At 70.4% G+C, this 23,037-nt stretch carries 16 protein-coding genes and 1 pseudogene; 9 read left to right on the forward strand and 8 right to left on the reverse strand.

Annotated elements, in window-relative coordinates; genetic code table 11:
- Window positions 1–5: 5 nt before the first annotated feature.
- Window positions 6–1,382, reverse strand: coding sequence for a carotenoid oxygenase family protein (locus tag A176_RS25650; RefSeq protein ID WP_002639244.1), 1,377 nt, complete (start codon window positions 1,380–1,382; stop codon window positions 6–8).
- 103 nt (window positions 1,383–1,485) lie between these two features.
- On the opposite strand from A176_RS25650, the gene A176_RS25655 reads away from it, so the two are divergent.
- Window positions 1,486–2,139 carry a TetR/AcrR family transcriptional regulator gene (locus A176_RS25655; RefSeq protein WP_002639245.1) on the forward strand — a complete coding sequence of 218 codons (654 nt, stop codon included), beginning with the start codon at window positions 1,486–1,488 and terminating at the stop codon, window positions 2,137–2,139.
- A 333-nt stretch (window positions 2,140–2,472) separates the two neighbouring features.
- On the opposite strand, the gene A176_RS25660 is transcribed toward A176_RS25655, so the two are convergent.
- Together A176_RS25660 and A176_RS25665 are read right to left on the reverse strand one after the other, a co-directional pair.
- Window positions 2,473–4,152, reverse strand: coding sequence for a serine hydrolase domain-containing protein (locus A176_RS25660; protein WP_002639246.1), 1,680 nt, complete (start codon window positions 4,150–4,152; stop codon window positions 2,473–2,475).
- Window positions 4,153–4,317: 165 nt separating this feature from the next.
- Window positions 4,318–5,580 carry an MFS transporter gene (locus A176_RS25665; protein ID WP_002639247.1) on the reverse strand — a complete coding sequence of 421 codons (1,263 nt, stop codon included), beginning with the start codon at window positions 5,578–5,580 and terminating at the stop codon, window positions 4,318–4,320.
- Between the two features lie 108 nt (window positions 5,581–5,688).
- Between A176_RS25665 and A176_RS25670 the strand changes: the two genes are divergently transcribed.
- From A176_RS25670 to A176_RS25705, 8 genes are all read left to right on the forward strand, one after another.
- Window positions 5,689–6,708: a LysR family transcriptional regulator gene (locus A176_RS25670; protein ID WP_082282832.1), complete on the forward strand. Its 1,020-nt coding sequence runs from the start codon at window positions 5,689–5,691 to the stop codon at window positions 6,706–6,708.
- Window positions 6,708–7,334, forward strand: coding sequence for a DUF1877 family protein (locus A176_RS25675; RefSeq protein WP_002639249.1), 627 nt, complete (start codon window positions 6,708–6,710; stop codon window positions 7,332–7,334). The genes A176_RS25670 and A176_RS25675 overlap by 1 nt, the downstream gene beginning before the upstream one ends.
- A gap of 642 nt (window positions 7,335–7,976) precedes the next feature.
- Complete coding sequence (locus A176_RS25680) at window positions 7,977–9,542, forward strand: pyridoxal phosphate-dependent decarboxylase family protein (RefSeq protein WP_002639250.1); 1,566 nt, start codon at window positions 7,977–7,979, stop codon at window positions 9,540–9,542.
- Complete coding sequence (locus tag A176_RS25685) at window positions 9,539–11,323, forward strand: IucA/IucC family protein (RefSeq protein ID WP_002639251.1); 1,785 nt, start codon at window positions 9,539–9,541, stop codon at window positions 11,321–11,323. Before A176_RS25680 ends, A176_RS25685 begins: the two co-directional genes overlap by 4 nt.
- Window positions 11,320–11,907, forward strand: coding sequence for a GNAT family N-acetyltransferase (locus tag A176_RS25690; RefSeq protein ID WP_002639252.1), 588 nt, complete (start codon window positions 11,320–11,322; stop codon window positions 11,905–11,907). The genes A176_RS25685 and A176_RS25690 overlap by 4 nt, the downstream gene beginning before the upstream one ends.
- Window positions 11,904–13,340: a lysine N(6)-hydroxylase/L-ornithine N(5)-oxygenase family protein gene (locus tag A176_RS25695; protein WP_002639253.1), complete on the forward strand. Its 1,437-nt coding sequence runs from the start codon at window positions 11,904–11,906 to the stop codon at window positions 13,338–13,340. Before A176_RS25690 ends, A176_RS25695 begins: the two co-directional genes overlap by 4 nt.
- Complete coding sequence (locus A176_RS25700; RefSeq protein ID WP_021781052.1) at window positions 13,337–14,890, forward strand: MFS transporter; 1,554 nt, start codon at window positions 13,337–13,339, stop codon at window positions 14,888–14,890. The genes A176_RS25695 and A176_RS25700 overlap by 4 nt, the downstream gene beginning before the upstream one ends.
- Window positions 14,887–16,767 (forward strand): IucA/IucC family protein, encoded by a 1,881-nt coding sequence (locus A176_RS25705; RefSeq protein ID WP_002639255.1) that lies wholly within the window; start codon window positions 14,887–14,889, stop codon window positions 16,765–16,767. The genes A176_RS25700 and A176_RS25705 overlap by 4 nt, the downstream gene beginning before the upstream one ends.
- A gap of 54 nt (window positions 16,768–16,821) precedes the next feature.
- Here the strand turns inward: A176_RS25705 and mxcH are convergent, their stop codons facing one another.
- From mxcH to A176_RS25730, 5 genes and pseudogenes are all read right to left on the reverse strand, one after another.
- A complete protein-coding gene (gene mxcH / locus A176_RS25710) occupies window positions 16,822–19,179 on the reverse strand; it encodes a TonB-dependent siderophore myxochelin receptor MxcH (protein WP_002639256.1) in 2,358 nt (785 codons plus the stop codon).
- Between the two features lie 155 nt (window positions 19,180–19,334).
- A pseudogene (locus A176_RS25715) lies at window positions 19,335–20,800 on the reverse strand (PepSY-associated TM helix domain-containing protein).
- A gap of 80 nt (window positions 20,801–20,880) precedes the next feature.
- Complete coding sequence (locus A176_RS25720; RefSeq protein ID WP_144429620.1) at window positions 20,881–21,156, reverse strand: hypothetical protein; 276 nt, start codon at window positions 21,154–21,156, stop codon at window positions 20,881–20,883.
- On the reverse strand, window positions 21,153–21,482 hold the full coding sequence (locus A176_RS25725) for a hypothetical protein (protein ID WP_002639260.1): 330 nt from the start codon (window positions 21,480–21,482) through the stop codon (window positions 21,153–21,155). Before A176_RS25725 ends, A176_RS25720 begins: the two co-directional genes overlap by 4 nt.
- A gap of 72 nt (window positions 21,483–21,554) precedes the next feature.
- Window positions 21,555–22,790, reverse strand: coding sequence for a hypothetical protein (locus tag A176_RS25730; protein WP_002639261.1), 1,236 nt, complete (start codon window positions 22,788–22,790; stop codon window positions 21,555–21,557).
- Window positions 22,791–23,037: the final 247 nt, after the last annotated feature.

Below are 23,037 nucleotides of genomic sequence, written 5' to 3' on the forward strand. Positions count from 1 at the left end.
CGGCCTCAGCGCTCCGCCGAGAAGCCACCATGAAACGTCGTTGGAATGGCGTGGTCGAAGTGGACCGTCGCCAGCGGCCCGTCCGCCAGGTGCTGACCATCGAGCACGGCCACGTAGGAGTGCTCGGTCTTCGCGTCATAGACGAGGTCGAGCACGAAGACGTCGTCCTCCCCCTCGCCTCTGGGAACGAGCACCGGCTCGCTCGGGAAATGACCGTCCGGCAGCGCCCACTCTGAACCGCTCCCGCGCTCGACGCCGATGCGCGTCACGCCCGAGTGGACCCGCGCCGCGTCCCGCCGCTCGGTCTGAGCGAACAGCGTGTCGTAACGCGCCCCATGACGCAGCGGGTGCACCTGCGGGAACTCCGTGGGGACATCGAAGAGTCGCGTCTCCCGCGTGGCGCCGGACTTCAAGTCGAGGTGCAGCCGCGTCAGCATGGGGAGCGCCCCGGTCGACTCGAGTTCACCGATTTCTCCGAGCGAGAACTCCGGGTAGCGGCAAAAGTCCACGCAGGGCCCAGCCGCGTCCTCGAAGGCGTTCGAGAAGTGCCAGACCCAGAACGGGTCGAGTTCGAAGGTCCGCGGTGAATGCACGGCGTCGAGCGGGACGACGATGAGCTGGGCTCCGAGCTCGGGCTTCCATTGGAAGAGCTGCGTGAGCTCTCCCAGGCACAGCGCCGCTCGAAAGACGTTCAGCCGCACGGGCCCCACGAACAAGAGGAGGTGGCGGTCGGTCGCCATGAAGTCATGCACCATGCTCTGCCACGGCGCCTCCACGGTACCGAGCTTCGACGGCACCCCTTCGTCCGGGAGGGCGTACAGGTCGATGTTCATCTTCCGGCCGTAGCGCACCCCGAAGTTGAACGTCGTCCGGAGCGAAGCCACGCGGTGCGGATGCGCGGAGAAGGCCTCGGACACAATGCCCAGGTCCGTGGCCGCGAGGGTGTCCAACGTCGCCGGGTCGAGCTCCTGCAAGGGCCCTCCCTCCATCAGCGCGAAGAGCCGCTCCTGCCAGAGGAACACCGACGTGTTGCCCGTCGTCTTCGAGCCGCGCCGCATCGCCACGCGCATCTTGTCCAGCCACGATGCAGAGGACGTGTAGAGCCAGCGTCCCGCCGCCTGCTCCTCATGGTAGCCCGCGCTCTCCACGATGCGGCTCGCGCCCTGCGCGCCGCGCCCGTCGAAGCGCACCGCCGTCACGGCGCCGTCGGCCTCGAAGGGATGCGACAGCCGCGTCCCAAACCGCTCGAACAGGCCCGGGCCCGCACGGAACAACGTCCCCCGCAGCGCCTCCGGGAGCCGCCCCTCCACCCGCAGTGGCTCGAAACCATGCGGGCGGGAGAGGGACTGCAACAAGGGACTCACCGCATTCGAGCTGGCCATCCACTGCTCCTGAAGGAAGGTGCACCGCCGCCGTCCTCACATAAGTAAGTGAATCTTACTTACTTTGCAACGGGGCACCGTTCCCACTACCCTGCCTCCTCGGATGGCCACGAAGACGCGCGCACGCCCGTACCACCATGGAGACCTCAAGCACGCCCTGCTGGAGGCGAGCATCGAGCTCATCCGTGAAGCGGGCGTCGACGCGCTCACCGTGGCCGAAGTCGGGCGCCGGGTGGGCGTGTCCTCGGCCGCACCCTACAAGCACTTCGCGGACCGGCAGGCGCTGCTTCGCGCGCTCGCGGAAGAGGGAGACCGGCGAATGGCCGCGGAGATGATCGCCGCAGTGGGGGATGTCACGGACCCTCGCGAAGCCTTCCGGCTCTCCGGGGTCGCCTTCATCCGCTGGGCCGCCGAGAACCCCGCGCTCTATCGCATCGCGACGGATCCCGCGTACATCGACTATGCGGGGACGCCTCCGGGCGTCGAGGCGCCCAAGCCGCTCAAAGGGTCCCTGGACACGTTCTGGCCCGAGCTGGCGGAGCTGGTCCGCTCGGGGAGCGCGCTTCCCACCGAGCATCCGCTGATGGTTCAACTGAAGGGCCGCGCCCTCGCGCAGGGACTGGCGAGCATGTTCGTCAGCGGCGCCTTCGCCTCGCTTGGAATCAGCACCTCGGACGCGGAGCGGCTCGCCCGCGCCGTCACCGGCGAGGATGTCCCAGCGCTCTCCCGCCGGGCCAAGACGTCTCGCCCGCGGTAGGGCCCGAGCAACGCAGGGCCCTCCGCCGCCTCACCGTCTACTTCTTGGGAGGATTGTTGCCCCGGCCGCCGCCCGACGGGTTTCCCGTCGTGCTGGGCGCATTCGGCGGACGGCCATTACCACCGCCGCCTCCGCCGCCGCCCTTCCCGCCAGAGCCTCCTCCGGCTTGTCCACCGCCGCCGCCGGCGCCCTTTCCACCACCCGGGTTACCACTGCCGCCACTGTTGCCCATCAGTGCCTCCTTCGTGAGGAAACGCCCAGAACAGACAACAAACACCGACCCGAAGTGAATCCCACACACATCCCGAGCGTGCGGCGCCAAACGTTTCACATTCATTGGGGGCGCAACGACACCTCCACTCGCTCCGCGCGCAGGCGCCGCAACCGGCGGTTGCTGAAGGTCAAACCCTCCAGCCCACCCGATGCGGCCCGCGTGAAGGTGACCGTTCCCAGCGAACCCACGAAGCGGTCCCCTCCAATCGCATCCAGTACGACTTCGTCGCGGCGGGGCCACCGGATGGCCAGCTTTCCATCCACGATTCGCACCGTGTACGTCATGTCGACCTCGTCGCTTCGATAGCGTCCGGTGTACGCGGCCAGCGCCGAGGCCGTGGGCAGGGGCTCACTCACCTGGATGAAGCCCCGCGACGTCGGCCAGGCATCCTGGATGCTCAACGCACGCGGCGCATTGGCCGCCGGTGGAGAGAATCGCCACACATGCAGCGACTCCCCCGGACGGAACGCGCCGTCCCCCATGTGGATGAAGTCCTTGGGCATGCCCACCTGGCGCAGCGCCCCCGCCTTGACCTCCAGCCGGACCACCTCATCCGTCAACGGGCTCCAATACGTGCCCGCCAGCGCGTCCAGCGCCGCCGCCGGCAATGCGACCGCGGGCGGCAGTGCGTCCTTCATGACGTCACCCAGGTACACCTCGGCCACCTTTCGCACGAGTTCGGTGGGGTCAATCGGCGCACCGTTGCACAGCGCGGCGACCGCGAACCGCTGGTCTGGAAAGAGCATCGCCTCCGAGCGGTACCCGCCCTCCATGCCGTCGTGGCGCACCACGCGCAGGCCTCGGTAGGTCCCCACGAACACGCCGCTGCCGTACCCCGTGACAGTGCCGTCCTTCAACGTGCCGGAGGTCCGCACCAAGGCGATCAGCGCCTTGCCGCCGACCCGCGCATCCAGCAGGTTCTGATTCCACTTCAGCAGGTCGACGACCGTCGAGTGCAGGCTGGTCGAACCGTAGTGGTCCACATGGGCACCGCTGATGCGCCACCCACCGTCAGGGCGCGGGCCATAGCCCGAGACGCGCCGGGGCACGACCTCGGTATGGTCCCCCAGGAAGAAGGTGTCCGTCATGCCCAGCGGCTTGAACATGCGCTCCGCGGCGAACTCACGGAGCGGCTTGCCAGACACGCGCCGCACGATGATCGCCAGCAGGGAGTACGGCGCATTGCCGTAGAGGACCTCCGCGCCCGGCTCGAAGTTCGACCCGCGCTGACGGGTCAACGCCCAGAGGATGTCCTCCTCGGTGTACTGGTCATCGCCGCGCCAGCCCGCCAGGTTCAACAACTGCCCCTGCTCACGCAGGCCGCTGGTGTGGTGCATCAGATGCGAGAGGGTGATGGTCTTTCCACCCGCGGGCATCTCCGGGACGTACTTGCGGATGTCGTCGTCCAGCGACAGCTTGCCATCCTGCTCCAGCAGCCGAATCGCGAACGCGGTGAACTGCTTCGTGATGGAGGCGACGGGGAAGATGGATTGCGGCGTGATGGGCACGTCGTGCTCCAGGTTCGACATGCCGTAGCCCCGCACGTAATCGACCGCGCCGTCACGCGAGATTCCGACGGCACAGCCGGGCGTGCCCTTGCCCTTCCAGGGCGCGAACAGCGCGTCGACGCGCGCGTGACGCGAGGCCTGCGAAGCACGAGGCGACTGAGCGCCGGCGCCTCGTGGAATCCACGGGACGGCGAAGGCGAGCAGCAGGAGAAGCGAACGAGACAATCGCATGGGCAGAGGGCTCCTTGCGCGGACAGGCCCGACCGCCGGGCCGCACCGCGTGGGCCCGAGGATTCCCGGCCCTCGCGCCAGCCGCCGGGCCCCTCTGCGAAAGCCCCCTGCCCTTCGGTGAGCCGCGCGTTTCCGGCGGCGAACGGAGCCCCCATCCCGCCGCGCTCAGTCGGCGCGGCGCGTCCGCGGGAACAGGCGGACCACCAAGGCCGCCAGGGCCGAGCCCGTCGCCAGCGCCGTCACCGCCCCCCAGCCCCACTCCGCCAGCACGAAGCTGCCGCTCGCGGCGCCCAGGGCCATCCCGATGAACATGCAGACGAACAACACCGCGTTGAGCCGGCTGCGCGCCGCCGGGTCAATGCCGAAGATGAGCGTCTGGTGCGCCACGAGCGACACCTGGACGCCCAGGTCGAAGCCCAGCGCGCTGCCTGCAAGCAGCCACAGCCGCGCGTTCGGCTCCAGCCACGGCAACGCGAACATCGCCGCGAACGAGACCGCCGCCAGCCCCGCGCCCAGACGCGCCACGCCCTCCGAACCGAAGCGATCCGAGAAACGGCCCGCCACCGGAGCCCCCAATGCCCCCGCCGCGCCCGCCAGACCGAACGCCCCCGCGGCGGCACTGCCCAGGTGGAATGGCGCGCCATGCAGCATCACCGCGAGGGTGGACCAGAAAGCGCTGAAGCCAATCGAGAGCAGGCCTTGCGCCAACGCCGCCCGGCGCAGCGTCCCGTGCTGACGCCACAAGGTGGCGAGCGAGCCCAGCAAGGCGCCGTACGACAACGTGCTGGCGGGCCGGAAGCGCGGCAGCCCTCGCCACGCGGCCAGTCCCATCAAGGCCACGCTGCCCGCGGCCAACATGAACATGGCCCGCCACCCGAAGCGCTCGGCGACCACGCCGCTGACCACCCGGGACAACAGGATGCCGAGCAGCAAGCCCGTCATCACCGTCCCCACCACCTTGCCGCGCTCGCGCTCTGGCGCCAGCGTCGCCGCGGCCGGGACGATGTCCTGCGCCACCGTCGCCGTCAGGCCCACGGCGAGGCTCATGGCCAGGAGCAGCCCCAGGCCAGGGCTCATGCCGCCCACGAGCAGCGCCCCGCTCAGCAAGGCGGCCTTGATGACGATGATGCGACGCCGGTCGAAGCGGTCCCCCAGGGGCGCCAGCAGCAGGATGCCCAGCGCGTACCCCAACTGCGTGAGCGTCGGAATCAGCCCCACCGCGGCATCCGAGGCGCCGATGCTGGCCCCCATCACGCCAAGCATCGGCTGGCTGTAGTAGAGCGCCGCGACCGGGATGCCGGCACTGACGGCCAGCAGCAGCCGCAGGCCCCACGACAATGGAGCGCCGCTCAGCGCGGGCCGAGGCGCGGCGCTCCCTGGAACGACACCGTTCCCAGCGCTTTCATGTACGGCACGAATGAAGGACATGGCACTCACCTCGAAGCTGCGGGTCGGGGTGAATGTGTTCGAGAGGCATGGCCCCTGGTAGTAGCGCCGTCTGAACAGCGGATATACGCTGGGCGTATAAAGGTGCCCATGCCCCCACCTCCCAAGCCCATGCGGCGGCGTGAGTCCCGCGCCCCAGCCCCCGCGGGGGCAGCCGACCGGCTCGAGCTGATGCAGACCTTCGTTCGCATCGTGGACGCCGGGAGCCTGTCGTCCGCGGCGGCACAACTGGGGACCACCCAGCCCACGGTGAGCCGCAGACTCCAGGCGCTGGAGCGCTCGCTCGGGCTTCGGCTGATTCAACGCTCCACCCACGCCATGAAGCTCACGGACGACGGCGCGCGCTGCTACGAGCGCGCGAAGGCGCTGCTGGCCAGTTGGGCGATGCTCGAAGCCGACCTGCGAGGCGCCAGCGACGAACCGGAGGGCACGCTGCGCGTCGTGGTCCCCCATGCCTTCGGCCAGCAGCTCCTGGTGGAGCCCCTGACCGAGTACCTGCGCCGTTACCCACGGGTCTCCGTCGAATGGCTGCTGCACGACCGGGCGGTGGACTTCATCGCGGACGGTATCGACTGCGCGCTTCACGTCGGCGAGGTGCAAGACCCCAGCGTGGTGGCCATCCGCGTGGCCGAGGTGCCTCGCATCGTCGTGGCCGCGCCATCCGTGTTGAACGGAGCCCCCGCGCCGAGCCACCCCGACGAGCTCGCACGCCTGCCCTGGCTGTCGCTTCGCACGTTCTACCGCAAGGAGCTTTCACTGACGCACGTGGAGACCGGCGAGGTCCAACCCATCACCTTCCACCCACGCATGAGCACGGACAGCCTCTACGCCCTCCGGAGCGCGGCGCTGAAGGGGCTCGGCGTCTGCGTGGGTTCGGCGTGGGTGCTCCACGAAGACATTCTCCAGGGACGACTGCTGCACCTGGTGCCTCCGTGGCGGGCCGCGTCCCTGCCCATGTACCTGCTCTACCCGGCTGCCCGGTTCCACCCCGCGCGACTGCGCAAGTTCGTGGACCTGATGCGAGCGCTGATTCCAGCCGCCCTCGCGGTGGCCACACGCCCAGCCCGAACAGCACGGGGCCGTCCGGCGAGTTCAACAGAGGAGACGTGATGGGCGTCGAAACGAGCTATCAGGCCATCCCCGAGGGGACAGCGCTCCTCGAGCGCGCCATTCAGGACCCGGACCTGGGTGAGCTGCTCGGACTGCTGAACTCCAGTCTCCACGGGTCTTGGTACGAGAGCGCGCGGCGCGGAGGACCGCCCTTGAACGAAACGGAGGAGACGCTCCAACACATGGCCCTGAGTCTCGAGCACGCGCACCCGGGCCTGAAGCAGCGTTTCTACACACTCGACCGACGCTGGGACATGCTCCACTTCCTGCTCAGCGCGGAGCGCCGGGGAGAGCCGTCCCTGCCACTCGACGACCTCTTCACCGTCGCCGTGCGTGGCGGGGCGCTGCTCGCGCCGCACATCCGCGGGGGGCAGGGGCATCCCATCCGCATCGTGTCCGCGGCCCAGACGCAGGCCCTGGCGGCACGGCTCGCGGAAGTGTCCCAGAATGACTTGCGTCGGCACTACGTACCGGAGCGCATGGAGGAAGCGGCCGTCTACAAATGGTTCGCGGCACACGTCAGCGATTCGACGTGGCCCGTCCTCTGGGACGCTTTCGAAGGGCTCCGCGACTTCTACCGTGAGGTCGCGGCACACGGCGAAGCCGTGCTGGTCATCCAAAGCTGACGCAACACCCGGGGCATCGGGTCCTCACCCACACCCGGGTGAGTATCTCCGCACCCATGCGCCCTTTGATGCTCCAATCACACACGAGAATCGTACTCACATCCTGCGTGTCTCGGTGTGTCCTGGCACATGAAACTCTTTCACTCTGTTTGTAGCGGCGCGATTGAGTCACGAACGCGAAAATCCTGTTCACAAGGAAGTGGCGGGCCGCATGTCTTTCGGCTATACCGCGACTTTGAATTTGCAAGTCATTCTCGAAACTGCCTCCGTCGCCTGCGACACTCCGACGCGAGAACCCCATCCCCCACCACACGCCAGCCCCTGGTGTGTCGGCAACCCCGCTCTGAACACAGTCTCCGCCTGACTGTGTTTTCGCCCTTGAGGACTGGTCCGTAATTCCCGCCGCGAGACATGGGCGGCATTCATATCCGTGTGCCTACCCCCGGGGTTACCGCATGTCGGTCCTCGTGATGGCGAGGTCTTGCCTCGTCATCCCGTGGATCACGCCATGTCAGGCCCAGGTCGTAGTTTGCCCGCGCCATTGAGAAGCGACCGCAGCGTGACTGCCCTCGCCAGGGCGGACGTGTGCCCGCATATTGACATCGATTCGCATTATCCAAGTCACCTTCGGAGGTAGTCAACATGCAAGCAGAGACAGAACCCTTGAAGCGGGGGCCTGAGCTGGCGCCCCAATGGCCTCGCCGGCCGTCGTCGGTCCTCGCGGGCTCGCGAGAGGGTCTCGCCGCCGTCACCGCCGCGCTCACGGGCGCGGTGGGCAGTGCATTGGCTGTCGCGCGGTGGCCCTCCGGGCCCATGCGCGCGGGGACGCCGGCGGACGTGCTCGCCGCGGCCCGGACGGCGCTGGGCATGGAAGGCATTCCCACGGAGGGCATGGGTGCCGAGGCCGCGCTGGCTCGCATTGGCAAGGTGTTGGTGGAGTACGGACTCCATCTGTCCCACCCCCACGCGGTGGCGCACCTTCAGCCACCTCCGCTGGCCGTCGCCGTGGCGGCGGATGCCCTGGCGAGCGCGAGCAACGCCTCGCTGGACACCTATGACTCCGGGCCCTCGGCCATCGCCGTGGAGCGGTGGCTCATTGGGGGCCTGATTGAGTTGGCGGGGCTGGGCGCCCAGGCGGATGGGGTCCTCACGCCCGGTGGCTCGATGTCCAACCTGATGGGGCTGCTGCTCGCGCGCGACGCGGCCGCCCTGCGCCGGGGTATCGACGCCCGCCGCCAGGGCGTGAGCGCGCTGCCCGGCCCGGTGGTGCTGTGCTCCGAGCTGGCCCACTTCTCCATCCAGCGGGCCTGCGCGGCCCTGGGCTTGGGCGAGGACGCCGTGCGGCTGGTGCCCACCGACGCGCGTCGGCGGATGCGTCCGGACGCGCTGGCCGCCATCCTGCGGGAGCTGCCGCCGGAGCACACGCCGCTGGCCATCGTCGCCACGGCGGGGACGACGGACTTCGGCAGCATCGACCCCCTGCCCCAAATCGCGGCCATCGCGGCCGAGCACGGAGTCTGGCTGCACGTAGACGCGGCCTACGGCTTCGGCGCGCTGTTCTCCGAGCGGCTCGCGGGCAAGCTCCACGGCCTGTCGCTCGCGGACTCCGTCACCCTGGACCTGCACAAGCTGGGCTGGCAGCCCGCCGCCACCAGCGTGTTGCTGGTCTCCAACGCCAGCAACTTCTCCGCCCTGGAGCGAGAGGTCGCCTACCTCAACCCGGTGGACGACGCGGACGCCGGCTATGAGGGCCTGCTGGGCCGCAGCCTCCAGACGACCCGCCGCCCGGACGCGGTGAAGGTCGCCGCCACGCTGCTGGCGCATGGACGCCGGGGCCTGGGCGACATGGTGGACACCTGCCACGACCTCGCCAAGCACGCCGAGCAGCGCATCAACGCCGAGCCCGAGCTGGAGCTGGTGGCGCCCGCGGAGCTGACCACTGTCGTCTTCCGTTACCGCTGCTCCGAGGAGCCCGAGCGCGAGGATGAAATCAACGGCGCCATGCGACGCCGGCTGATGGAGACCGGCACCGCGCTGATTGGCCGCACGTCCGTCCGCACGGAGGGCCCGGGTTCGCCCGAGCGCGTCTGCCTCAAGTTCACCCTGCTCAACCCGACGACGACGCCCGAGGACCTGGACGCGCTCGTGGACGCCGTGCTCGCGGCTGGACGCGCCTGCACGCCTCGCCTCCAGAAGGGGGCCGCATGAACGCCGCGATTCCCTTGGATGTCCCCGCGGGAACGGACCCGCTGAACGACGCGGACGCGCGCCGCGCCGCGGAGCATGCCCACCTGGAGGCCCTGCTGCGCTGCTGGCTCACGGAGACGCACACGCCGGTCCACCCGGGCCCGCTGCGCATCACGCTGCCCAGCTCCGGGCTCACCCTGAGCACCGAGGTCACCCACTGCTCGCCCTCGGGTTGGCACCGCTTCGGACCGGTGTACCTCGAAGGGACCAATGGCGCGTCGTCCCTCGCGGACCCCGTGCTGGCCGTGGCCCTGGTCGCCCACGACGCCGAGCGGCGCGGAGGGGCCCGCAAGGGCGGCATTCCCTCGGGCCAGTCCGCCGACCTCGTGGAGCGCACCGCGGAGTCGGTGCGGCGCACCGCGGACTTCGTGGCGCACCGCCGCGCGCACCCCATGCCTCCGCCTCCGGTGGATGGCTTCCTCGCCGCGGAGCAGGCGCTGCTGCTCGGCCACCTGCACCACCCCGCCCCCAAGAGCCGGGACGGAATCTCCGCCACGGACTCGTCGGACTTCTCGCCGGAGCAGCGCGGCGCCTTCCGCCTTCACTGGTTCGCGGCCGACCCTTCCATCGTGTCGCATGACGCGGTGGCCGGCTCGCCGTCGCTGGCGGGACGGGACACGGTGGCCCTGCTGGCGGACCTCGCGGAGGTGTCACGCACCGACGGCCGGGTGTTGGTGCCGGCGCATCCCTGGCAAGCCCGGGACGTCCTGCGCCGGCCGCGCATCGCCGCGCTCATCGAAGCGGGCCTGCTGACGCCGCTGGGTGAGCAGGGGCCGCGCTGGTGGGCCACATCGAGCGTGCGCACCGTCTACCAGCCGGACGCCTCGGTGATGCTGAAGCTGTCCTTGGGCCTGCGGCTCACCAACTCCCGCCGCGAGTCCACGCGCACGGAGCTGCGCCGCGGACTGGAAATCCACCGCCTGCTGGACGCGGGTTACGCGCGGTCCACCATCGCCGCCCATCCCCGGTTCTCCATCGTGAGGGACCCGGCGTGGCTGGCGGTGGACGAGCCCGCGCGGGCTGGCGGCCCGGAGGTGACGGGCCTGGACGTCGCGGTGCGCGAGGTGCCCTCGCACATCGCCGACCTGCGCTGCCTCGTGGGCCTGGTCGCGCCGCGGCCGGGCATGGGGCGGAGCCTGCTGGGCACGCTGGTGGCGGGCCATGGCGCGGGCGCCGCGGCGAAGTGGGTGGCGGACTACACGGACCTCGTGCTGGTGCCCATGCTGCACCTGTACGCGGCCACCGGTATCGGCCTGGAGTCGCACCAGCAGAACACCCTGGTCCAGCTCGACCGGGAGGGCCGCGTCATCGGCTCGGCGTTCCGCGACAACCAGGGCTACTACCTGGCCACGTCGCACCTCCCCAAGCTGCTGGGGCTGCTCGGCGTGGAGGCCTCCACGCTGGCCGTGGTCGACGACGCCATCGTCGATGAGCGGCTCTCCTACTACCTGCTGCGCAACCAGGCGCTCGCCGTCATCGGATGCCTGGGCGTGGAAGGCCTGGGCGATGAGCGTCAGCTCCTGGGCGTGATGGCGGACCGGCTGCGCGCGGCGCTGCCCTCGCTGGCCCAGGCGGGCCCGGACGGTGACCGGCTGGCGCGCCGGTGGCTGGAGGCGGACACGCTGCCCTGCAAGAGCAACCTCCTCACGCGGCTGCATGGCATCGACGAGGTGCTCGCGCCGCTGGACGCGCAGTCCGTGTACCTCGACGCGCCCAACCCCCTGCGCGAGGCGACGCGATGACCGCCGCGCTGAGCGAGGCCCTCGCGAGCGCCCAGGTGCCCGCGCCGCCGGTGCCGCACGTCAACGAGCCGTGGTCCATCCGGCCCGCGAGCGTCTCCGAGGACCTGGAGCGGCTCGTGCGGTGGATGGAGGCGCCCCATGTCGCCGCGTTCTGGAAGCAAGCCTGGCCCGAGGACCGCTGGCGGGCCGAGCTGGAGCGACAGCTCTCCGGGGACCACTCCCTGCCGTGCATGCTCGAGTTCGAGGGCGTCCCGGTGGCGTACCTCGAGGTGTACCGGGTGATGAGGGACAGGCTGGCGGGGCACTACGCGGAGCGGCCGCATGACCTGGGCGTCCACGTGGCCATTGGCGAGCTGGGCAGCACGGGCCGGGGCCTGGGCCGCACGCTGCTGCGCGAGGTGGCGCAGGGGCTGCTCGCCGCGGACCCGCACTGCACCCGGGTGATGGCCGAGCCCGATTCGCGCAACGCCCCTTCCCTGCGCGCCTTCACCGCCGCCGGCTTCCACGTCGTCGGCCCCATCACCTTCCCAGACAAGGCAGCGACGCTGCTCGTCTACCCCCGCTCCGAGGCAGACCTTCCATGAACACCGTCACACCTGATGCATCCCCCGCCACCACCGCGCACGACCTGGTGGCCATCGGCTGCGGGCCATTCAACCTCGGCCTGGCGGCGCTCGCCTCCTCCGTGAAGGGGCTGGACTTCGTCGCGCTCGAGGCCCAGTCCGAGCTGCGCTGGCACCCGGGCCTGATGTTCGACGAGGCCCTGCTCCAGCTCAGCTTCCTCGCGGACCTGGTCACCCTCATCGACCCCACGCATCCGCTGTCCTTCCTCGCGTACCTGCGCGAGAAGGACCGGCTCTACCCCTTCTACATCCGCGAGCGCTTCCACCCGACGCGCCGCGAGTACGAGGACTACCTGCGCTGGGCGGTGACCAAGCTCCCGTCGGTGCGCTTCTCGCATCGCGTGGAGTCCATGGATTGGGACGCGGCGCAGCAGCGCTTCGTGCTGCAAGTCGTACGGGGTGACGGACACCGCTTCACGATGACGGCGAAGGACGTGGTCATCGGCATCGGCACGGAGCCCGCGCTGCCGAAGTCGCTGGCCTCGCTGCCCTCCGACAAGCTTGTCCACACCGGGCACTACCTGCACCGGCAGAAGGACGTGGAGTCCGCGCGGCACGTGACGGTGGTGGGCTCCGGCCAGTCCGGCGCCGAGGTGGCCCTGCACCTGCTCCAGCGCAACCTGGACGGCGGCGCGGCGGTGAGTTGGCTCACGCGCACCGTATCCTTCGCGCCGCTGGACTACACCAAGCTGACGCTGGAGATGACCACGCCGGCCTACGTCCGCTACTTCCACCCGCTGCCCCAGCAGACCAAGGACCGGCTCGTCGCGGACCAGTGGCGTCACTACAAGGGCATCTCCACGGAGACGCTGGAGGCCCTTCACGACTTGCTGTACCGGCGCGAGCTGGAGCAGGACCTGGCCGACGTGGAGCTGCGCAGCGGCGTCGCCGTGGAGGAGTCCTCCGTGACGGCCTCGGGTGAGGTCCACCTGCGCTGCCGGCACCTGGACACGGGCGAGACGTTTGAGCACACGACGGCGCTGGTCATCGCCGCCACCGGCTACAAGCAGCGCTCCCCCGTCTTCCTCAAGTCCATGGACGGACTGATGCGCTGGGACGAGCAGGGCCGCTACCGCATCGGGCTCGACTACTCGGTGGAGCTGGCGCCCGAGGTGAGCGGACGCATCTTCGTCACCCACGCCGACATCCACAGCCACGGCGTCGCCGCTCCGGACCTGGGCATCTCCGCGTTCCGCAACGCCACCATCCTCAACACCGTCCTGGGACGCGACGTCTTCACGCTGCCCCAGCGCACGGCCTTCTCGCGCTTCGGCGTGCCGGAGAACACCACGCGGCCTCGCGCCACCGCGCAGGAGTCCCAGACGGCCGACATGCCCCTGGTTCCCGACAGCGTGGCGAGGCCGCGTGCGACCCGCATCTCGGAGGCATCATGAGCGCAGACGATACGGCCGCGCGTGAGGCTGCGCGCCGTACCGCCCGGTGGACGTTCGCGCTGGTGAGCGCGGGCGGCGTGGTGATGACCCTGGACGTGACGGTCGTCAACGTCGCGCTGGCCGCCATCGCCGCGGACCTGCAGGCGGGGTTGTCCCAGGTGCAGTGGACGGTGTCCGCGTACTCGCTGGCGTTCGGAGCCTTGCTCCTCACCGCCGGCGCGCTGTCCGACCGCATTGGCCGGCGCAGCGTCTTCGTGGCGGGCATCACCCTCTTCACGCTCGCGTCGGCGCTGTGCGGACTGGCCCCCAATGCCAGCACGCTCGTCGCCGCGCGGGTCGCCCAGGGACTGGGCGGCTCCATGGTGTTCGCACCCGCCATCGCCCTGCTCGCGGCGGTGTACGAGGGCGCCGCCCGTCAGCGTGCCATCGCCACCTATGCGGCCATCGCCTCCGCCGCGGGCGCGCTGGGCCCCGTGGTGGGCGGCGTGCTCGTGGAGCTGGTCGGCTGGCGGTGGATCTTCCTCGTCAACATCCCCATCGGCGTGGGCGTCGTCCTGGGAGCCATGACGAGGATGCCCTCGCTCACGCCCGCGAACGCGTCCCGCAAGCTCGACGTGTTGGGCGCGCTCCTCGCCATCGGCGTGCTGCTGTCGCTGCACTACCCGCTGATGATGGGACCGGAGACGGGCTGGGGCTCCCTCCAGGTGCTCGGGCCCGCGTGTGTGGGCGTGGGCCTCCTCTTCGCCCTCATCGCCAGTCAGCGGCGGCCCGGCAGCATGCTCGACATGGAGCTGCTCCGAATCCCCGCGCTCTCCGGCACGGCGGCGCTGGGGTTCCTGGCGCGCATGTCCAGCCTGGGCGTGCTCGTCTTCACCACCCTGTGGCTCCAGCTCGCGGCGGGAGGCTCTCCGATGCAGGTCGGGCTGCGGCTGCTTCCGCTGACGGGCAGCTTGCTCGTCGTGGGCATGCTCATGGCGCGGCTCCAGGCGCGCTTCCAGGCCGCTCCGCTGGTGGCCAGCGGCTTCGCCCTTCAAGGGGCGGGGCTGGCGATGCTGGCGCTCAGCGCGGCCGCGCCGCAGGTGCCCGGGGCGAACTTCCTCGGGCTGGTGCTGATGGGCACGGGCGGAGCCATCATCTTCCCGCCGCTCATGGGCATGGCGGTGGGCGTCGTCCCACCCGAACGCGCGGGCATGGCGTCGGGCCTGACGAACGCCTGCTATCCCCTGGGCACCGCCACCGGCGTGGCCGTCTTCGGGGCCGTGTTCTCCTCGCGGCTCGGCACCCAGTTCGCCACCGCGCAGCTTGCGCCGGACGTGGCCCGTCACACGCGCGCCGCCGTGGAGACCGGGCAGTTCAGCGCCGTCGAATCCGCGTTGCTGCCGCTCGCCCAGACGGCCTTCGCCAACGCCTACATGGCGGTGTGCCTGGCCGCGGCGGCGGTGTGTCTGGGGGGCGCGATGCTCGCCCTCCGTGTCCTTTCCAAACCGGCGCCCCGGGCCTCCCGTCCGGCCGTCCGTGAGTCCTCCCTGTCCTTGAAGGAGTCCCCGTGAATCCCCGCAGCGAAGCCGTGAACCTCGACCCCTCCGTCACCCGTCTTCCCACCGCGTCGAACGCGCCCACCGAGGGCGGTGACCACCCGGTGCCCGTCCTCGACGAGGTGGGCCCCGCAGCCTGGCGCGAGGCCAACCGCCAACTGCTGGCCAAGGCCCTGGGTGAGTGGTGCTTCGAGGAGATGCTCAAGCTCATCCCCCATGGCGAGGGGAAGTACCGCGTCGACCTGGGCAGCGGCACCTCGTACGTGTTCGCCGCGCGGCCGGGCGCCTTCGGATGGATGAAGGTGGACCCCGCCTCCATCACCCGCAGCGCCACCGGCATGCTGGGCAACAGCATCGCGGAGCCCGCCTGGGACGCGCTGCAGTTCCTGACGGACGCCGCGCCCAGCCTGGGCACCGACGCGTCCACCCTGGCCACGTACTTCAACGAGCTGTCCTCCACGCTGGCGGTGGACGCCGCGCGCATCGCCCACGGCGGTCACACCGCCGCGGAGCTGCGTGAAGTGGGCCACACGGAGCTGGAGTGCCACATGACGGGGCACAACTGGCTGGTGGCGAACAAGGGCCGGGTGGGCTTCTCCGCCTCCGACGTGCGCCGCTATGCGCCCGAGGCGCGCCAGCCGGTGCGGCTGCAGTGGGTGGCCGTGCACCGCGGGCTGGCCGAGTTCCGCGGCACCTCCGAGCTGTCCGAGCGCGAAATCCTCGCCCGCGAGCTGGACGAGGCGACGCGCACCCGGTTCACCCGCGTCCTCACCCACGCGGGCCTCAAGCCGGACGCCTTCGTGTGGATGCCCGTGCACCCGTGGCAGTGGGAGCACGCGGTGCAGGTGCTGCACGCGGCGGACGTGGCGCAGCGGCGCATCGTCCCGCTGGGCGAAAGCCCGGACGTGTACCTGCCGGGCCAGTCCATCCGGACCATGGCCAACGTCACCACGCCGGGCCGCTATGACGTCAAGCTGCCGCTGCGCATCCTCAATACGCTCGTGTGGCGCGGGATTCCGCCGCACTGCACCCTGGGCGCCCCCGTCGTCACCCAGTGGCTCCAGTGCCTGCTGGACAGCGACCCCTTCCTCACCCAGGAGTGCCGCACGGTGTTCCTGGGCGAGGTGGCGTCGGTGACGGTGCGGCACCCGTACCTCACCAAGGTGCCGGAGGTGCCCTACCAGCACCTGGAGACGCTGGGCTGCATCTGGCGTGAGCCGGTGGCCGCGCGTCAGGACGCGTCCGAGCGGGTGCGCACGTTCGCCTCGCTGCTGCACGTGGACAGCCAGGGCACGGCGTTCGTCGCGGAGCTCATCCGCGCGTCGGGCCTGAGCACGGAGGCGTGGCTGCAGCACCTGTTCGACACGCTGCTCATCCCCATCATGCACGTGCTCTACCGGTACGGCATCACCTTCAACCCACACGGGCAGAACACGCTGCTGGGCTTCGACGGAAACGACGTCCCGCGCCGCCTGTACCTCAAGGACTTCGTCGACGACGTGTGCGTGTCCTTCACCGACGTCCCGGAGCGGGGACCGGAGCCGGACGGGCATGACCACGTGCTGCCGCGCAAGCACCCCTCCGTCATCCGCCAGCACGTGGTGGACCAGATTTTCGTGGGCCACTTCCGCTACATGGCGCCCATGCTGGAGGAGCAGCTCGGCCTGAAGGAGCGGGACTTCTGGAAGCAGGTCCGGAAGACCATCCTGGCCTTCCACCAGCGCAACCCGGAGCTGCGGGAGCGCTTCTCCGAGTACGACCTGCTGGTGCCCGAGATTCCGCGCTACGCGCTCAACCGGGACCGCATCGTGGTGACGCGATACACCGACCGGGCCCTGCGCCACGCGCTGTACCCGAACGGGACGCTGCCCAACCCGCTCGCGCACGACTGAGCCGCGCGGCCCCTCCCCCGTGCCCGCGTGGACGGGGGAGGCGCTGGCACCGCATCAGAAGTCCGCGGTCAGCTTGACGGACAGCGCGCGGCCCGGGCGCTGGACACCGAAGAAGTCGTAGGTCCGGGCGTTGGTGAGGTTGAACACCTCCAGCGTTCCACCCAGCGACGGCGTTCCCTGCCGGACGTAGGAGAGCGCCAGCGTGTGGACGAGCTGGGCGTCAACGGTCTGTTTGAACTCGCGCAGGCCCTGGCTCTCCCACCCGCGGAAGAAGCCGTGCACGTAGCGCGAGGTGAAGACGAGCGCGGCGGTGTCGCTGGGTTGAAGGAGCGCGCGGCGTTGCAACCGGGCGGAGGCGTTGGCGAAGAGCCAGGGGCGGTTGGGGATGCGGTCGCCCTTGAAAGCATCGAAGGCGCCTCCCCCACCCGCGTTGCGGAAGTCCTGCCACGTCGCGTTGGCGTCCAGCGCCAGCCAGTCGCCCGGGACGGTCCACCCCGCGGACGCCTCGACACCCACCGAGCGCGCCGCGAAGACGTTCTGGTAGCTCAGCGTGGTGTCGTTGCCCAGGAGCACGATGAGCTGGTCGGCCAGACGCGCGAAGCCGCCCACGCTTCCCCGGAAACTCCCCGCGCTCGTGCGCCAGTCCTCCAGGGAGAACTCCAGGTTCGCGTTGTGGCTCACCTCGGGCCGTAGCCCCAGGTTCGACAGCACCAGCACGCCGTCACCGAACAGCTCGTCGGGTCCAGGCAGGCGCGTGGCGAATTCGTAGGAGGCCTTCGCCAACACGCCGTAGGGGAGGAACAGGCGCAAGCTGTCGCCCACGCCCACGCGCTCGTTGGACTGGTCCCGGCGCTGGAACACCTGCCCGGGAAGGACCTCCTCCGAGTTCGAGCGCATGACGTAGCCCTTCACGAAGGCCACGTTCTTGAGCCGGCCGTCGCTCACCGCCAGTTCGTGCTCGAGTCCGCCCACCATCGTGAGCAAATCCCGCTGCGCGCTGAGCGGGTCGCGCTGGTCCGTGCCCTGCTTCAGTCGGTCCTGCCCCTGCCGCGTCACGAAGGTGGGGGCCAGCGAGAGCCGGACGTGCTGGGCCGAGGACACCTCGTAGTCCGCGTGCACGCGGGCCAGGGCGCTGTGCTGCCACAGCACCTGGTCGGAGGCCGTGACGCCCAGCTCGCCTGGCTGGCGGCGCTCCACGCCCGGGTTGCCGTACCAGTCGTAGACGACGCTCGCCAGGTCCTGGAAGTTCGTGTCGCGCCGGCTGTAGCCACCCACCGCGTCCAGACGAAGCTTCCCGGAGAGCATCCCGCCCTGCCCCCACGTCGCCAGCACCCCGTAGCTCGATTCGCCGGAGAGGGCCTCGCCGTAGGGCACCGTCATCACGACGTTGTGCTGCAGCTCCTTCTGGGAGCGCGTGCCGAACACGCGCAGGCTGAGCCGCTCCGCGTAGGGCTGGTCGACCACGCCGACTTCCAACCCGGCGCCGCCCGCGATGAACCCATCGTGGAAGCGGGGAACGCGCACGTTCTGCAGCCGGCCTCGGTCGTCGGCGACCTGAACGTCCACCCGATAGTCGTTCTGCGCCAGGTCCCCGAAGGCGTGGCCCTTCACGAAGAGCCCGCTGTCGCCCACCTTGTACTGTCCCGCGACGGAGCCCCGGTACGTGCCGAAGGAGCCCGCCTGCAACGAGACGGAGCCCCCGGTCGGCTCGTCACCATCCGACGAGACGAGGTTGACCGCACCGCCCAGCGCGTCCGCGCCGAGGCGCACGGGCACCACGCCCCGGTACACCTCCACGCGCTTGAGCAGGTTGACCGGCACGTTGGCCAATCCCTGCCCGAAGCCCGCAAGGTCCAACGGCACGCCGTCCAGGAAGAAGCGGACCTGCTCTCCGGAGAAGCCATTGAGCGAGAAGCGGCTGGCGGAGCCGAGACCACCGTTGCGCTGCACGCTGACACCGCTGTTGCGGCTGAGCACCTCACCCAGGTCCGCCGTCTGCTGGCGGGCCTGCGTCAGCTCCACCACCTTGACCGCTTCCGCGGACAGCGTGCGCTCTTCGCCCTTGGTGAGCTGCCGGCCCGTCACCTCGATGGTGGTCTCCAGGCTGACGCTCTCGCTGAGCACCGCCTCCACCTCGGTGCGCTGCCCCGCCGACACCTGGACGCGGTAGGCCTGCGGCTCGCAGCCGGGGACGTAGGCATGCAGCTCGTAGGTGCCCGGCGCCAGCCCCGGCACCCGGAAGCGCCGCTGCTTGTCCACACGCGGTGACTTCGTGCCGCCATCCGGCGCGAGCAACAGGACCTCGGCCTGCTTCAGGTCGCCGCCCTCACAGGCGGACAGCTTTCCCGCGATGTCGCCCACCGCCGGGGCGGGGACGGGCGGGGACTCCTGCGCCGCCGCGGGCGCCGCCACGCTCAGAACCAGGGCGCTCCATCCGGCATGGAAACGAGGAAGGAGACGCGCACGGCGGGCGGAGCCCCGCGCGAGAGCCGGGTGTTCAACGAGGAGAGACATGATGCCTTGAATGCGTGCGAATGAAGTGAGGTGCGCGCCGGACCGGTGGACATTCACCGGCCCTCATGCGCCGGAATCGGAAGCGGCACCCGGGTGGCCCGGGGGTCGCGCGGCGAGATGCGCCCCACGGCCCAGGCGGACAGAAGAAACAACGCGCCCAGGATGGCGAGCCCCAGGTCGGCGAAGAACACGTAGGGCGAGCCCGCCGGGTCGAACACGCGCCGCGCGTTCCGCCAGGCGTCCAGCCACGGCAACAGGACCAGGATGGCGCCGGAGAGCGCGAGCAGGTGCTGCGCCCAGCCTCGGGCGCGCGGGTACACGAGCCCGCCCAGCACGCTGGCGCACCAGCTCCCGTAGAAGATGCCGTGCTCCCACAGCACCCTGCGCGGCAGCGTGTCCGGCAGCAGTTGGTTGGCCAGGAAGATGGCGGCGATCGCCAGGGCGGCGCCACCGCAGCCGCCCGCCGTGACACGCGCGAGGATGACGTCCACGCGGCGCATGCTGCGGGCGCGCCGCTCCAGCCACACGAGGTTCCCCGTCACGACACACAGCGCGCTGAAGATGCCCAGCAGCGCATAGGCGAGCCGCAGCCCCATGCCCGCGTAGAGCCCGGAGTGGAGCACGTACGCCGCCTCGAGCAGCTTCGCAGTGGCGGCGGGTCCGCCCGCGTCGCGCACGTGCACCACTTCACCCGCGCGGGACACGCGCACGGTGGTGAACTCATGCAGCCCCTGGCGCGCGTACCCACGGACGTCGACGTACGCCGCCGTGTCCCCCAGGTTGCGCATGGCCAGGCGGTAATGCCGGACGCCCGGGAGCGCCTCGCGGGCCTGCGCCACCACGGTGGCCACCCGCGGCGCCTCGGCGGACTCCCCCGTGGCCTTGCTGCCCCGTGGATAGCCCAGCGTCTTCAGGCCCGCTTCCAGGTCGCCGTCGAAGGCCGTGCGCACCATCACCGGCTGGAGGACCGCCGCGTTGATGCAGATGATGGCCGCGGTCCAGGCCATGATGGCCTGGAAGGGCAGACCCACGCTGCCGAGCACCTTGTGCAGGTCCCCCCACATCGTGCGCAGCGCCTCGCGGGGGCGGAAGCGCACCAGCTCCTTGCGGAAGCGGTTCACCTGGATGACGAGCCCGGTGCCCACCACCAGCAGCAACACGATGGCCACCAGACCGGCCATCAACATCCCCCCGGCAGCGGGTAGAGGAAGTGAATCAGGAACAGGAAGTAGCCCAGGTCGCTGCGCTCCGGCGCCTGCTCACCGGTGGCGGGGTGCAGCCACACAGAGTTGCGCTCCCCGGCCTTGTCCTTCCACTCGAGCCGAAGCCAGGGCGAATAGGGCGCGGGCAGGTCCACGTCCAGGTGCGCCGGAGCGTCCTTGCCCACCCGCGCGTCCAGCCACGATTGCAGCGTGGCCAGGGCCTGCGTCTCGTCGGCGGCCACCGGCGCCCTCAAGCGCGGCTCCTGCCAGGGCATCAGCTCATGGCGGAACAAGGCGGCGACGCCGAGCAGGAACATGCCCACCAGCAACACCGACGCCACCGCGCCGGCCCACGCATGCGCTTCCCAGAGGAGACGGTACGTGTCCGACTTGAGCTTCACGTGAACGCCCTCCAGAGGACCAGCAGCGCGGCCACGCTCGTGACGCCGATTCCGGCCCACGCACGGGACTCGGTCCGGGCCAGGAGGACAGCACACGGCGCGGCGGCCATCAGCGGGATGACGGCGATGCACGCCACCAAGTAGCGCACGTCCGAAGACGCGGGCACCAGCTTGGGCAGGGCCATTGAAACCAGCAGCGCCGCCAACGGAGCGCCCAGCACGGCCGCCAGCAGCCAGGTCACCCCAGGGCGGCGGCGCGGCCCCGCACTCACGATGCGCGCTCCAACACCCCCAGCATCAGGCCCACCGGAAGCAAGAGCGCCATGGCCCAGAGCGGCTTGCGCGCCAGCGGTGACAGCACGGCCAGCACGGTGCCCGCCGCCATCACGTACGCCAGGGCCGACCCGACGGCGGCCCCCAGCGACACGGACCCCTGGAGCGCCGTCACGAGGCCGGAGGCCACGAGCACGGCGCCCAGGCCCATCACGGCCCCGTAGGCACGCGCGAAGGACGGCCATCGCCCCATGTGGCGACACCACCACGCGCCGTAGAGGCACACCACGCCGAGCCAGAGGAGCGACGGAGCCAGGACGTCCATGCGGGAAACCTCATCAACTGCGAAGCCGCGCGGCCAGGAGCACCGCGCGGCGGAATCGTCTGACGCAGCGACTCAGCGGATGCGAGCGACGTCCAGGAGGAAGCCCGGGAACGTCGCGCCCGCAGTCGGCGTGCTCGGGGACAGGTCCACCATCGAGGTCGTCGAGTAGTCGGCCGCGGCCTGGCTCACGAAGAAGCTGGAGCCGGACGACAGGGTGAACCCGCTGTACGCGCCGGGCTCGCCGCCCACGCGCGTGGCGGGGCTGCTGCCGTCGAGCGGCGCCCGCCACCAGCTCCAGCCCCTGCTGTACCACTCGCTGTAGGTGGTGCCCGGCGCCGACGGGGTGACGGTGGTATCCGCCACCTGCATCCACGCGGTGCCGTCATCCGTCACGGCCATCACGGAGCCCACGTGGCTCGCGCCCAGCGTGGAGGAGATGCTGCCCACGAAGTCCGCGTCGTAGGTCTGCTGCCCCTCGGAGATGCGCAGGTAGCAGTCCTGCTGGCCGGCTTCGCCGTTGCCATTGACCGCGAACCCCAGGCCGTTGATGACGCCGCTGAAGAAGTAGAGCGTATTTCCCTGACGGGCCGTCTTCGACATGTCGCGGCAGCGCGACTCCTCGTGCCAGGTCATCTCGTCCGTCGCGGTGTCGATGCGAACCAGCACCGTGCCCGGCCGGACCGCGTCGTACGTCGTCGTCGACCAGCCCAGCGAGAAGAACGCCTCGCCGTCGCGGCTGGCCCACTGGCTGAGGCCCGTGACGAGCCCCTGCCGGATGTACTCCGCCGGCAGCGTCAGCGTCTTCTCGATGGCCATCTCCGCCGGGTTCCAGACGATGACGATGCCCTGGGACGCGTCCTTGTAATAGGCCTTCGTCTCGCTCACGAAGTGCACGGCCTGGGGGCCCATCGCGCGGACGCCCAGGTTCTGGAACGACAGGCTCGCGCCAGGAACCAGCGCGCCATCCCGCACGTCGTAGCGGGTGATGGTGGGCGACTCACCCGCCCCGATGGCGAAGAAGCCCACACCGCGGCCGGCGTAGAGCCGGGGGCGGCCCGCGATCTCCAGCGAGCGCGAGTAGTCCAACGTCCGCGTCTGCCCCAGCGAGTCAACCAGCGTGAAGTAGTTCACCCGGTTGGAGTTCGTCTCCACCGCGGAGTGAATCAGGTACAGCTCGCCCTCTTCCACGGGCCCAGGCCCGGGGCCCGGCGTCGGGTCCTCGTCGCACGCAGCCAGGAACAACGCGGCGCAGGCCACGAGCCCCCGCGAGAAGCTGCCCTTGCCGAACTTCGGTGCTCCGCCACGCATCACGCTCTCCTCGCGCCGGCCATGTCCGTGAGTGCTGTCAGGGCGACTTCCGGCCAATCCCTGCCCTGAAATTGACACTCACTCTCAAAATCGATGTGGCGCATGGAGTATCCCCCGCTGCCCCGGGTGTCAAGCAACGCAGCGAGTAGGATGGCGGGCTGCGAACGCCCTGGCTGGGATTCCCTAGAATCCACCGCCGCCGGGTGTCACAGGGGTGTCGCGACGTGAAGCATTGGCGAGTGGCCGT

The sequence above is a fragment of the Myxococcus hansupus genome, assembly GCF_000280925.3.
Classification (GTDB): domain Bacteria; phylum Myxococcota; class Myxococcia; order Myxococcales; family Myxococcaceae; genus Myxococcus; species Myxococcus hansupus.

Bases quoted from the DNA above. Each gene is read 5' to 3' on its own strand.
- A176_RS25650 (WP_002639244.1), bottom strand. From the start codon at position 1,382: ATGGCCAGCTCGAATGCGGTGAGTCCCTTGTTGCAGTCCCTCTCCCGC.
- A176_RS25655 (WP_002639245.1), top strand. From the start codon at position 1,486: ATGGCCACGAAGACGCGCGCACGCCCGTACCACCATGGAGACCTCAAG.
- A176_RS25660 (WP_002639246.1), bottom strand. From the start codon at position 4,152: ATGCGATTGTCTCGTTCGCTTCTCCTGCTGCTCGCCTTCGCCGTCCCG.
- A176_RS25665 (WP_002639247.1), bottom strand. From the start codon at position 5,580: ATGTCCTTCATTCGTGCCGTACATGAAAGCGCTGGGAACGGTGTCGTT.
- A176_RS25670 (WP_082282832.1), top strand. From the start codon at position 5,689: ATGCCCCCACCTCCCAAGCCCATGCGGCGGCGTGAGTCCCGCGCCCCA.
- A176_RS25675 (WP_002639249.1), top strand. From the start codon at position 6,708: ATGGGCGTCGAAACGAGCTATCAGGCCATCCCCGAGGGGACAGCGCTC.
- A176_RS25680 (WP_002639250.1), top strand. From the start codon at position 7,977: ATGCAAGCAGAGACAGAACCCTTGAAGCGGGGGCCTGAGCTGGCGCCC.
- A176_RS25685 (WP_002639251.1), top strand. From the start codon at position 9,539: ATGAACGCCGCGATTCCCTTGGATGTCCCCGCGGGAACGGACCCGCTG.
- A176_RS25690 (WP_002639252.1), top strand. From the start codon at position 11,320: ATGACCGCCGCGCTGAGCGAGGCCCTCGCGAGCGCCCAGGTGCCCGCG.
- A176_RS25695 (WP_002639253.1), top strand. From the start codon at position 11,904: ATGAACACCGTCACACCTGATGCATCCCCCGCCACCACCGCGCACGAC.
- A176_RS25700 (WP_021781052.1), top strand. From the start codon at position 13,337: ATGAGCGCAGACGATACGGCCGCGCGTGAGGCTGCGCGCCGTACCGCC.
- A176_RS25725 (WP_002639260.1), bottom strand. From the start codon at position 21,482: ATGGACGTCCTGGCTCCGTCGCTCCTCTGGCTCGGCGTGGTGTGCCTC.
- A176_RS25730 (WP_002639261.1), bottom strand. From the start codon at position 22,790: ATGCGTGGCGGAGCACCGAAGTTCGGCAAGGGCAGCTTCTCGCGGGGG.